Source organism: Candidatus Methylomirabilota bacterium (assembly GCA_035936835.1).
Classification (GTDB): Bacteria; Methylomirabilota; Methylomirabilia; order Rokubacteriales; family CSP1-6; genus AR37.
Map to the genome: position 1 here is coordinate 1 of DASYVT010000154.1, position 11188 is coordinate 11188.

Sequence of the window (11188 nt, forward strand, 5' to 3'; positions counted from 1 at the left end):
ATCCTGGGCGTGGCCGCGGGCTGGTACGCGCGCGAGTTCGACGCCGTCGGCGTGCCCTTCAAGGAGCGCGGCAGGATCTTCGAGCGCAACCTGGACATCCTCCTGCGTCTCTGGACCGACGAGCGCGTCACGCTCAAGGTCGACGAGTTCAACCTACGCGAGGCGGTCCTGGTGCCCCGCACCGCCCAGCGCCCGCGGCCGCCCGTCCTCATCGGCGGCTACGTGGACGCCGTGCTCAAGCGCGCGGGCACGGTGGGTGACGGGTGGCTGACCTATTTCTACACCCCCGAGAGCTTCACCAAGTCCTGGCAGAAGGTCCAGGCCTTCGCGAGGGAAGCCGGGCGCGATCCATCGAAGCTCACGGCGACCAACCAGCTCGCGATCTATGTCGGCAGGAACCGCGCCGAGACCGAGAAGGATATGCGCCACTGGCTCTCGACAGAGTGGGACACGGCGGCCTGGAGCGAGTCCACCATCGAGCACGCCATCCACGGCTCGCCGGAGGAGTGCGTCGCGCAGCTACGCGCCCACGTGCAAACCGGCGTGAATCGGATTATCCTCATCCCGTACCGATACGAACCCGAGCAGGTGGAGCGAATCGCCAAGGAGGTCTTGCCAAAGCTATGACCACGTACATCGACATCAACTGCGACATGGGCGAGAGCTACGGCCGCTGGACCCTCGGCAACGACGAGGGCGTCATGCCCCACATCACGTCCGCCAACATCGCCTGCGGCTTCCACGGGGGCGAGCCCCACGTGATGCGCAAGACGGTCGAGCTGGCGCTCAAGCACGGCGTGGCCATCGGCGCCCACCCGGGCCTGCCCGACCTGATGGGCTTCGGCCGGCGGCGCATGGAAATGTCGCCGCAGGAGATCAAGGACATCCATCGCTACCAGGTCGGCGCCCTCGGCGCCTTCGTCCATGCGGCGGGTGCGAGGCTCCAACACGTCAAGGCCCACGGCATCCAGTACCACATGTTCGAGGAGAACCTGGAGCTGGCCCGCGCCTCGGCCGAGCAGGTGCTGGAGCTCGACCCGAACCTGATCCTCATGGTCATGGCGATGACCAAGTACGACGCCGAGGCGCGCAAGACCAAGGTGCGCGTCGCCGCCGAGGGCTTCGCGGACCGCGTCTACGCCGACGACGGCCAGCTGGTCTCGCGCAAGCTTGGTAAAGACGCGCTGGTCTCCGATCCAGCAAAGGCTGCCGAGCAGGCGGTGCGGATGGTGATGGAGCAGAAGGTCAAGACGATCACGGGCAAGACCATCAGCGCCAAGGTGGACACCATCTGCATCCACGGCGACAGCCCGGGCGCGGACAAGATCGTCGCGGCGGTGCGCGAGGGGCTCGTCAAGGCGGGCGCGACCGTCAAGCCGCTGCGCGACTGGTTCAAGGGGTAACGGCACCCGGGCAGGACCGGCAAGCGGCGACCGGTATCGCGTACCGATGCTGAAGGAGATCCTGCGGGAGTACTGGTCCAACCGGCCGATGGAGCTCGCCGCCGCCCTGTCGTACTACACGCTGCTCTCGCTCGCGCCGCTGGTGTTGATGACGGTCTCTCTCGCCGGTCTGGTCTTCGAGCGCGCCGCCGTGGAGGGCAGGGTCGTCAGCGAGATCCGCGGGCTCGTCGGGCACGAGGGCGCGGAGGTAGTCCAGACCGTCATGCGGCACGCCAACGACCGGGGAAAAGGCGCGATCTCGCTCGCTATCGGCATGATTTTCCTTCTCGTAGGCGCGACCACGGTGTTCGTCCAGCTGCAAGACTCTCTCAATCGCATCTGGAAGGTTGACACGACCCTGCGCCTTGGCGCGATCCAGAGCTTCATCAAGGAGCGCCTGCTGTCGCTCGCCATGGTCCTGGGCATCGGGTTCCTTCTGCTGGTCTCGCTACTCGTCAACACCGCGCTCACCGCCGTCAGCGACTCGGCGCGCGTGACGGTCGGCGGCTCACCGGTCTTCCTGCACGCCGTCAACGCGCTGGGCTCGTTCGCGGTCATCACCGGCCTCTTCGCCATGATCTTCAAGGTCCTGCCCGATGCGCCGGTGACCTGGCGCGACGTCTGGTTCGGCGCCGTCCTGACCTCCGTCCTCTTCACACTCGGCAAGTTCGCCCTCGGCCTCTACCTCGGCCGCGCCGGCATCGGCTCGGCCTACGGCGCCGCCGGTTCCCTGGTGGTGATGACGGTGTGGGTGTACTACGCGTCGATGATCCTCTTCTTCGGCGCCGAGCTGACGTACGTCCGATCCAGGCACGCTTCGGCCGCGCAGAGCGGCTAGAGCGGCGAGTCGTGCCCTCAGCGCCGGCCGCGCGCCCCCGCGAGAATCCCCTCGAGCGCCTCGGTCGCGCGGTGCCAGTCGAAGCGCGACGTCACGAAGTCACGGCCGCGTTCGGCGAGACGATCTCTCAGCGCGCGATCCGTGACGACGCGCTCGAGCCCCTGCGCCAGCGCGGCGACGTCGCGCCGCGGCGCCACCAGCGCAGTCTCACCGTCCTTCGCATAATCGCGGCAGCCGCCGTTGTCGAAGGTGATGAGCGCGGCGCCACAGGCCATGGCCTCCATGGGCGGCATGCCGAGCCCCTCGTCCCAGGACGGGCAGAGGTAAATGGGACACCGGCTGTAGAGCCACGCCAGGCGCTCCTGGGGCAGGTTCTCGTGGAACTCGTCGTACGGCAGCGTCTCGCGCGGGCGCTTGACGCCGAAGCCCACCAGCAGGACTTCGGGATGCCGCACCTTGACCGCCGCGATCGCCTCGAGCCCTTCGCGCACGCCCTTCCACGCATAGTCGTGGTGGAGCATGAGCACGCGGAGGGCGTCGTCCGACCGCGCGCCCTCCACCGGATGGAAGAGTTCACGGTCCACGGGAGTGACCAGGACCTCGGCCGCACTGCCGAAGCGCTCCCGCATGATGTCCTTGAGCCACGTGGAGATGACGATCTTCTCGAGCGGCAGCGCGTACGTCGCGTCCACCCGCGCGGGGTCGCCGTGGTAGAGGCTCTCGTAGTGCTGGACGAAATAGAACTTGGCGCCGGCGCTCCCGGACGCCCGCGCGACGGCATCCGCCGACTGCCACGCCGTGGCGATGAGCGCATCGGCCTTTAGACGCGCTGGATCCCACCCCGCCACCCAGCGCATGCGGGCGCGGAAGCCCGGGATCCAGTCCGGCCCCTGTCCGCGGACATTGCGCCACCAGGCGAGCCAGGGCCGCTTGGCGGGCACTACCACAGTGACGTCGTGCCCGCGCCCGGCGAGGCGATCCGCGTAGGTCAGGATGGCGCGCACGCCGCCGGCGATGCGGATATGCGGCGCGAGAAAGGTGATCTTCAAATGGCCATCGAGACCTGGCCGCCGCGGCGGTAGGCGCCGGGGTCCAGCACCACGTTGATGCAGTAGACTTCGCCCGAGCCCATGGCGCGATCGAGCGCGGGGCGCAGCTGCTTGGGCTCCGTCACCTGCACGCCCTTGCCGCCGAGGGCCTCCACCATCTGGTCGAAGCGCGTGAAGGGCAGCGAGGTCGCCACCTGGCGCTCGGCGCCGAAGAAGGAGAGCTGCGGGTTGCGGATCTGCCCCCAGCCGCCGTCGTTGCCGATCACCACCGTCATCGGCAGCTTGAAGCGCACGGCCGTCTCCATCTCCATGCCGTTCAGCCCGAAGGCGCCGTCGCCCGCGATCAGCAGCACGCGCTCTGCCGGGCGGAGGAGCTTGGCCGCGATGGCGAAGGACGGCCCGACGCCGAGGCACCCGAACGGCCCCGGGTCGAGCCACTGCCCCGGCCGCTGGAGCGAGACGATCTTCGACGCGCAGCCGACCACGTCGCCGCCGTCGCCGACGACCGTGGTCTGCGCATCCACGACGGCCGCCAGCTCATGACCGAGGCGGTAGTGGCTGATGGGTACGCTGTCGGAGAGCCGCTCCACCATGAGCCGCTCCTGGCTCTCCGTCTCCTTCTTCTCGACGGCCTGCCGCCACGCCTCGAAGCGCGCGCCCACGTTCTTCGGGAGCGCTTCCTTCGCCTCTCGCAGCGTGAGACCGATATGAGACGCGAGCCCCAGCTCCAGAGGCCGGTTGCGCCCCAGCTCGACGGGATCGCAATCCACCATGACCACCTTGACGTGTTCGGCGAAGGACGGCGGCCTGCCATAGCCCAGACGGAAGTCGAGCGGCGTGCCGAGGACGAGGACGAAGTCCGCCTGCCCCAACGCGAAGCCCCGGGCCTGAGAGAAAGCGAGCGGATGGCCCGCGGGCAGGGACCCGCGCCCGGCGCCGTTCATGAAGACGGGCACGCCGGCGGCCTCTGCGAATGCCGCGAGATCGGCCGCCGCGTCGTCCCAGTAGACACCGCTCCCCACCATGACGATGGGCCGCTCGGCCTTCGACAAAAGATCGACGAGCTTCTGGACGGACTCCGGATCGGCCGCGAGCGGCCGCCGGTGAACGTACCCCGTTGGGATGGGAGCGAGGCGATCCTCGACCATGGTCATCAGGAGATCCACGGGAATCTCAACGAAGACCGGGCCCGGCCTGCCGGTCAGCGCCGTGCGAATGGCCGTCGTCAGGACTTCAGGGATCTGCCGCGTCTCGGACACTGTCCACGAGCCCTTGGTAATGGGCTTGAGGAGATCCACCTGCTCGACTTCCTGAAGGGAGCCGAGGCCGCGCAACCCGAGCGGCGCCGCGCCGCCGATCAGCAGCAGAGGGCTCCGCGCCGAGTACGCATTAGCCACGCCCGTGACGGCATCCGTCACGCCCGGCCCCGCCGTCACCACGGCCACGCCGATATTGCGCGTCAACCGCGCGTAGGCATCGCCCGCGTGCGCCGCCGCCTGCTCGTGGCGCACGTCCACGACCTCGACGCCCTCGGTGATGCAGCCGTCGTAGATCGGCAGGATGTGCCCGCCGCAGAGCGTGAAGATATGGCCGACGCCCGCCTGCTTGAGCGTCCGCGCCACGAGGTGTCCACCGTTCAGATCCGCCATGTGACTCCTTCCCGGATTGGCAGGTCTTCTACCAGAACTTCTCCCACTTGACGCTCTTCCGATCCATGCCCTTCTTGACGAGGGCGTCGCGGACGGCATTGACCGTGTCGCCGCCGCCGCAGACATAGACCATGAGCTTGTCCACGCTGTGGACGAGCCGGTCCACGACGGCGGCGGCCTCTCCCGCTTCGCCGTGCCAGCCCGCGGGCGCCTCGCGCACCGCCGCCACGTAGGTGAAGCCCGGGTAGCGCCGCGCGAGGGAGCGGAACTCGGCGTCGTAGAGGAGCCACGAGGGGTCGCGTGCCCAGTAGATCAGGATGGTCGGACGACCGTAGCCCGTCTCGTAGAGCTCGGCAAGGATCGACAGCACTGGCACGATGCCGATCTCCTCGGCGACGAAGACGGCGCGGCGCGGGTCGGCGCGGTTGAAGGTGAAGCCGCCCGTCGGCCCCTTGAACTCCACCGGGTCGCCGGGCTTGAGCGCTCGCAGCCATTGGGAGCCCATGCCACCGGGGGCGACGTCCACGGCCAGCGTGATCGTCCGCTTGCGCGTGGGTGACGAGAGCATGGTCCAGGCGCGGACGATCTTGGGGCCGAAGGGCACTGAAATCCACTGCCCCGCGTCGAAGTCGAGCACGTCCGGCTCGACCATGCGGAGATCCACCTCGATGACCTCGGGGCGCGGCCAGCGGATGCCGGCCACCTCCGCCCGGCACTCCCTGGGCTTCTGCGCCAACTACCGGCCCCGGAACTTCGGGAAGATCTCGGCGGCGTACGTCTCGATCTGCTCGGCCTCGTCGGCGGCGTCGCAGATCGCGTTGAGGACGAAGTAGGAACAGCCGGCCTCGATGAAGCGCTGGAGCTGCTCCGCGCACTGGTCCGGCGTGCCGATGATGCCGTACTTCTTCGCCAGCGGCGCGAAGTCCTGAGCGTAGCGCGTCGAGAGCCGCTCGACCCACGCCCGCTCGGCGCTCTCGTAGTCCTTGCCGACGGTGATGAAGGTCAGGTGCGCCTTCGTGAAGCTCTCGAGCGAGCGGCCCGCCATCGCCGCGGCCGCCTCGATCTTGGCGACGCTCTGCTTGTAGCGCTCCGCCTGGACGACGTAGGAGATCCAGCCGTCGCCCTGCCGTCCCGCGCGGGCGAGCGCCGCGTCCGAGCGGCCGCCGATCCAGATGGGCGGCGCGGGTTTCTGCACGGGCTTGGGGTCTATGCTCACGCCCTCGAACTCGGTGAAGCGCCCCTTGAAGCTGGCCGGCGAGTCGCGCCAGAGCGTGCGCATGACGTCGATGCCTTCAGTAACGCGCGCGCCGCGTTCCTTGTGGGGAATGCCGCAGGCCTCGAACTCCTTTGGGTTCTCTCCGCCGACGCCCACGCCGAAGATGAGCCGGCCTCCTGAGAGCGCGTCGAGCGTCGAGGTGATCTTGGCGGCCACCGTCGGCTGGCGCAATGCGAGGAGGTAGACGCCCGCGCCGAGCTTGACCCGGCGGGTGATGCCGGCGTACGAGGCCAGGAGCGTCAGCGACTCGTAGAGCGGCGAGCGAAAGGAGACGTGGTCGCCCGTCCAGAGCGAGTCGAAGCCGAGCGCGTCCACGCGGCGCGCGATGGCGAATTGCTCCTGGGGCGGGTGCAGGGAGAGAAAAGCGCCGAAGCGGATGGGCGGCATGGGTTACCTCGGGAAGGCGTCCTTGACCCCGCCGTCCACCGTGATGGTACAGCCCGTGGTCTTCGCCGAGCGGTCGGAAGCAAGGAAGAGCACGGCCTCCGCCACATCCTCGGGCAGGATGGGCACGGCCAGGATGTTGCGCTTGCGGTAGAAGTCCTCGAGCTGCTCGACCGTGATCCCCTGCGCGCGGGCGCGCTCGCGCCGGACGTCTTCCGACCAGAGCTTGGAGTCTCGGAAGACGGCGTCCGGGTTGACGATGTTGGAGCGGATGCCGTGCGCTCCGCCCTCGAGCGCCAGCACCTTGGCCAGCTGCGCCTCGGCGGCCTTGGCGGCCGAGTACGCGGCGAAGTCCTTGCCCGGCGACATGACGTTCTTGGTTGCGACAAAGACGAAGGCACCGCCCAGCCCCTGCGCCTTGAGGACGCGCATCCCCTCGCGTGCCACGAGGAAGTGGCCTGTCGAGTTGACGGCGAAGGAGCGCTCCCAATCCGCGAGGCTCATCTGGTCCACGGGGGAGGAATGCGCGATGCCCGCGTTCGAGACCACGATGTCGATACCGCCGTAGGCCAGCACGGCTTCCTCGAAGCCCGAAGTCACGGACGCTTCACTCGATACGTCCATCCCGACGCCGATCGCCCGTCCCGCGCCCGAGCCCGCGACGACTTCGTCGGCCACCTTGCGCGCCCCGGCGGCGTCGAGGTCGGTTACGACGACGTGCGCCCCTTCGACGGCCAGGCGGAGCGCGGCGGCGCGGCCGATGCCCGAGGCCCCGCCGGTGACGAGCGCGATGCGGCGCGCCAGTTCCTTCTCCGGAGGCGCCTGACTGAGCTTGTAGAGCTCGAGCGGCCAGTACTCGACATCGAACGCGTCTTTGGAGGACAGCGAGACATATTTGCCGAACGAGGTCGCCGCGCCCAGGACGGAGATCGTGTGGTGGTAGATGTCGTTGACGATACCGGCGGTGCGGTGATCCTTGCCCGTGGTGAACATTCCCAGGCCCGCCACCGTGATCACCCGCGGGAAGGCGTCGGTCAGCGCCGCGCCGCCCGTATTGTGGGCGTTGAAGTACGACGTGTAGTCGGCGACGAAGCGTTCCACGGACGCCTTGATGGCAGCGGTCACCGCCGCGGGATCCCGCGGATCGCCTACGGGAGCGAAGCATGGCAGCCGCTTGGTGTAGATGGTGTGGTCTGGAGTCGCGGGCCCGATCGTCGAAAGCGCCGCGGCCTCTTTCGAACACGCGAACTCGAGGACGTCTGGCGCGTCGTCGAAGGCCATGACAACACGGCGGTCTCTGCCGACGAGCCCCCGCAGCGCGGGAGCCACGGCCAGCGCGACGCGCCGCCGCTCCTCGGGCGATCCGGCGGCCACGGCGCCGCCGCCGAAGCGCGCGCGGCCTTTGGCCCGATGCTCGATGGCCTCTTCGGCCCGGCCGATCAGCTCCATCGTCGAGAGATACGCTTCCTTGACCGTGGCGCCCCAGCAGATCGTCCCGTGCTTCTCGAGCAGGAGCGCCTTGGCCTTGGGATGGCGCTCGAACGTCTCGGCGACCTCGCGCGAGATCAGAAAGCCCGGGCGCCGATACGGCAGCGCGATGACGTCGCCGCCGTAGACTTCGGATAGGACGTCGACGGAGCGATCATTGTTCGTCAGCGAAACAATTGCGTCGGCATGCGTGTGGATGACCGCCTCGGCGGGCAGGAAGCCGTGCAGCAGCGTCTCGATGGACGGCCGCGGGCTCGCCGGCTCCTGGAGGGCATGCGCCAGGTAGTCCACCATCTCCTGGTCGCCCATGTCTTTGCGCTCGAGGAGCGCCAGGATGTCGTCCATGCGCACGCCGGGGAAGTGCTTCTTCTCGATGCTCTTGAGGTCCGATCCCGAGCCCTTGACGCGCAGGACGCGGACGTCCCGCCCTCGATAGTCGCGCTCTACGCGCTTGATCGACGTGTTGCCCCCGCCCCAGACGACGAGCGAGGTCTCGGCGCCGATCAGCCGCGAGGCATAGACAAGGAGGTCGAGGCCGTCGAGGTTTTTCGCCGCGGCGTCGTCCCAGCGCGAGCGCATGGCGACACCATACCCGAATCGCCCTCGTGGTACAACCGACCCATGGCCGGATCCGAGCCGCTTTCGCGCGAGGTGCAGGCCTACTACGCTCGGGGCATCGAGATCGGACGCCTCTTCCGCGGCCACGGCACGCTCGAGCTCGCCCGCACCCAGGAAATCATCCTGCGCCACCTGCCGCCGCCGCCCGGCGCCGTTCTCGACGTGGGCGGCGGCCCCGGCATCTATGCCTGCTGGCTCGCCAGTCGCGGCTACGGCGTCACGCTCATCGACGCCTCGCCCCTCCATGTCGAGCAGGCTCGGGCGGCGTCGACCCGCCAGCCGGAGCATCCGCTGGCTGGCTGCCGGCTGGGTGATGCGCGCCGACTGGATGGACGGGATGCGAGCGCGCGGGCGGTGCTGCTGCTGGGCCCGCTCTACCACCTGACCGAGCAGCGCGATCGCCTGCAGGCGCTGCGGGAGGCGCGCCGGGTGCTCGAGCCCCGCGGCCTTCTCTTCGCCGCGGCCGTGGGGCGCTACGCCTCGCTCCTGTCCGGCGTGGCGGAGAATCTCCTGCGCGATCCCGATTTCGCCGCCATCGTGGCCCGGGATCTGCGAGACGGCCAGCACAGGAATCCCACGGACAAGGAATACTTCACGACGGCATTTTTCCATCGGCCCGAGGAACTCGAAGCCGAAGTGCGAGAGGCCGGCTTCAACCTGGTCGAGCTGCTGGGCGTGGAGGGCCCAGGCTGGCTCCTGCCCGATCTCGAGCAGCGCTGGGCCGATCCGGCCGAGCGTGAGCGCCTCCTCCAGGCCGCGCGGGCCGTCGAGAGCGAGCCCACGCTCCTAGGCCTCCCGCCCCACCTCCTGGCGATAGGCCGAAAGCCCGCCTGAGGTGGCGGCTCGCTTAGTCGGTCTTTTCGAGCCGCTCAGAAGCGTGCGTAGGCGCGCAGGACGAGTTCGAGCGGGTCGGATCCTCCGAGACCGAGCGCGTCGACGTCCGCGTGATCGCCGCGACCAACCGGGACCTGGAGCACGAGGTGGAGCGCGGCCGCTTCCGGACCGATCTGTACTATCGCCTGCGCGTGTCCCCCATCCACATCCCCCCGCTCCGCGAGCGCCGGGCGGACGTCCCGCTCCTCGTCGCCTGTCTACTCGAGAAGCAGGGCGCGGCGCTCGGGAAGCGGGTGCAGCGCATTCCCCGCGAGACGATGGATGCTCTCTGCGCCTATGACTGGCCGGGCAATGTGCGCGAGCTGGAGAACGTGATCGAGCGGGCGCTCATCCTCTCGCGGGGGCCGACGCTCGCCATCGGCGAAGTCCTCCAGGGGGCATCTAGCCCACCGCCAGGACGGCGGCGGCGCGGCGGAGCGCCTCGATCCCGATCCCAGCAGGCTCTACTTCCGCATGCGAAGGCTCGGATCGCGCGGCCGTCCTGACAGGCCGGGACGCGTCGCGGCGCCTCTCGCGCCACCGGCACGTTGGTGTTGACACCGCGAGCCGGGCAGTCTACGGTCGCCAGTCAGGGGCAAGGAGGTCCTGAATCGATGTCGAGCGCCGCCCGTGACCAGATCCCAGTGGAGCCAAACCAGCATGGGCTCACCATCCCGCAGTCGCTCCTCGGGTGGGCGGACGAGCTGAGTCACTGATGGAGCGGCGAACTTTCATCGCGATGATTGCCGGCGGCCTACTCGCCACGCCGCTCGCCGCGGGGGCGCAGGGGCTCGTCTACTACGAAGGGCGCGCGCAGTGGATCGCTGGCTCAACGTTGATCTTGGCGACGGACGAGGGCTTTAGCATCAGGGTTGACCTGAGGCGCGTCGATCAGAGCGAATACTCGGGCCTCGGACCTCGCGCTCGGATCATCGTAGGTGGGGTAATTTCCGAGGATGGCAACTATTTGATTGGACTATCCATCAGGCGGATCCGATCGGAGTCTCAATCGCCTTAGGTCATTCGCGACTCGCGCTATCGCGGAGGTTGCGTCCCGGAAGGTATTCCGATGAGTCGACAGCACGGGCCAAGCTGATCCGGGGCAGACGTGGCATGACGGCCGCCGAGCACGGGCCCGAGGGCGGCAGGCCTGCAGGGGGCGCGGCAGCGCGTCTTCATCTCAACTCCAGCACGCTGTACTTCAGCATGTGGAAGCTCGGGATCGCGTGGCCGACCTGAGCCGCCTGGACGTTGCGGTTGACACTTCGGGCCGGGCAGTTTACGGTCACCAGTCAGGGGCAAGGGGGTCCCGGGCCAATGTCGAGCACCTATCGCTACCAGATCCCGGTCGAGCAGACGCAGTGGAAGTTCGAGGGGCAGAGCGAGACCATCCTGACCTGGGAGTACGAGGACGGGCGCGAGAAGCTGCTCAACCTCTACGACAAGGGCAAGAAGCAGCAGTGGGACGCCGCGGAGCGCATCGACTGGTCGCTCGATCTCGATCCGGAGAATCCGCAAGAGCTCGATGACCGCATGATCCCGATCTTCGGCTCACCCATGTGGGACCGGCT

11 protein-coding genes and 1 pseudogene are annotated in these 11188 nt (G+C 68.6%); 7 read left to right on the top strand and 5 right to left on the bottom strand.

The window, feature by feature from the left end; all coding sequences use genetic code 11:
* The 3 genes from VGV06_14000 to VGV06_14010 form a co-directional block, all read left to right on the top strand.
* Positions 1 to 627, top strand: a 627-nt coding sequence (locus tag VGV06_14000) for an LLM class flavin-dependent oxidoreductase (protein ID HEV2056264.1), incomplete at its 5' end; no start/stop codon positions are given.
* Positions 624 to 1403 carry a 5-oxoprolinase subunit PxpA gene (locus VGV06_14005; protein HEV2056265.1) on the top strand — a complete coding sequence of 260 codons (780 nt, stop codon included), beginning with the start codon at positions 624 to 626 and terminating at the stop codon, positions 1401 to 1403. The genes VGV06_14000 and VGV06_14005, both read left to right, overlap by 4 nt.
* 46 nt (positions 1404 to 1449) lie before the next feature.
* Entirely contained in the window at positions 1450 to 2280 is an 831-nt protein-coding gene (locus VGV06_14010) for a YihY/virulence factor BrkB family protein (protein HEV2056266.1), read from the top strand.
* A gap of 17 nt (positions 2281 to 2297) precedes the next feature.
* Here VGV06_14010 and VGV06_14015 read toward each other — a convergent pair whose 3' ends face one another.
* From VGV06_14015 to rhaD, 5 genes are read right to left on the bottom strand one after another with little or no spacing between them, the layout of a single operon-like run.
* Entirely contained in the window at positions 2298 to 3329 is a 1032-nt protein-coding gene (locus VGV06_14015) for a glycosyltransferase family 4 protein (protein ID HEV2056267.1), read from the bottom strand.
* Positions 3326 to 4978 carry a thiamine pyrophosphate-binding protein gene (locus VGV06_14020; protein HEV2056268.1) on the bottom strand — a complete coding sequence of 551 codons (1653 nt, stop codon included), beginning with the start codon at positions 4976 to 4978 and terminating at the stop codon, positions 3326 to 3328. Before VGV06_14020 ends, VGV06_14015 begins: the two co-directional genes overlap by 4 nt.
* Positions 4979 to 5006: 28 nt before the next feature.
* Positions 5007 to 5681, bottom strand: coding sequence for an FAD-dependent oxidoreductase (locus tag VGV06_14025; GenBank protein ID HEV2056269.1), 675 nt, complete (start codon positions 5679 to 5681; stop codon positions 5007 to 5009).
* A gap of 33 nt (positions 5682 to 5714) precedes the next feature.
* Entirely contained in the window at positions 5715 to 6641 is a 927-nt protein-coding gene (locus VGV06_14030; GenBank protein HEV2056270.1) for an LLM class flavin-dependent oxidoreductase, read from the bottom strand.
* Positions 6642 to 6644: 3 nt separating this feature from the next.
* On the bottom strand, positions 6645 to 8705 hold the full coding sequence (gene rhaD, locus VGV06_14035) for a bifunctional rhamnulose-1-phosphate aldolase/short-chain dehydrogenase (protein ID HEV2056271.1): 2061 nt from the start codon (positions 8703 to 8705) through the stop codon (positions 6645 to 6647).
* A gap of 42 nt (positions 8706 to 8747) precedes the next feature.
* Between rhaD and VGV06_14040 the strand changes: the two genes are divergently transcribed.
* From VGV06_14040 to VGV06_14055, 4 genes and pseudogenes are all read left to right on the top strand, one after another.
* Complete coding sequence (locus VGV06_14040; protein ID HEV2056272.1) at positions 8748 to 9578, top strand: class I SAM-dependent methyltransferase; 831 nt, start codon at positions 8748 to 8750, stop codon at positions 9576 to 9578.
* A gap of 68 nt (positions 9579 to 9646) precedes the next feature.
* Positions 9647 to 10123, top strand: a pseudogene (locus VGV06_14045) (sigma 54-interacting transcriptional regulator).
* Between the two features lie 607 nt (positions 10124 to 10730).
* Positions 10731 to 10856 carry a hypothetical protein gene (locus VGV06_14050; protein ID HEV2056273.1) on the top strand — a complete coding sequence of 42 codons (126 nt, stop codon included), beginning with the start codon at positions 10731 to 10733 and terminating at the stop codon, positions 10854 to 10856.
* A 78-nt stretch (positions 10857 to 10934) separates the two neighbouring features.
* The coding region (locus VGV06_14055) for an aminobenzoate oxygenase (protein ID HEV2056274.1) at positions 10935 to 11188 on the top strand (254 nt) is incomplete at its 3' end.

What these genes read in the sequence shown, in the direction of transcription:
- VGV06_14050 (HEV2056273.1), top strand. Translation starts at nt 10,731, where the DNA reads ATGACGGCCGCCGAGCACGGGCCCGAGGGCGGCAGGCCTGCAGGGGGC.
- VGV06_14030 (HEV2056270.1), bottom strand. Translation starts at nt 6,641, where the DNA reads ATGCCGCCCATCCGCTTCGGCGCTTTTCTCTCCCTGCACCCGCCCCAG.
- VGV06_14040 (HEV2056272.1), top strand. Translation starts at nt 8,748, where the DNA reads ATGGCCGGATCCGAGCCGCTTTCGCGCGAGGTGCAGGCCTACTACGCT.
- VGV06_14005 (HEV2056265.1), top strand. Translation starts at nt 624, where the DNA reads ATGACCACGTACATCGACATCAACTGCGACATGGGCGAGAGCTACGGC.
- VGV06_14010 (HEV2056266.1), top strand. Translation starts at nt 1,450, where the DNA reads ATGCTGAAGGAGATCCTGCGGGAGTACTGGTCCAACCGGCCGATGGAG.
- rhaD (HEV2056271.1), bottom strand. Translation starts at nt 8,705, where the DNA reads ATGCGCTCGCGCTGGGACGACGCCGCGGCGAAAAACCTCGACGGCCTC.
- VGV06_14020 (HEV2056268.1), bottom strand. Translation starts at nt 4,978, where the DNA reads ATGGCGGATCTGAACGGTGGACACCTCGTGGCGCGGACGCTCAAGCAG.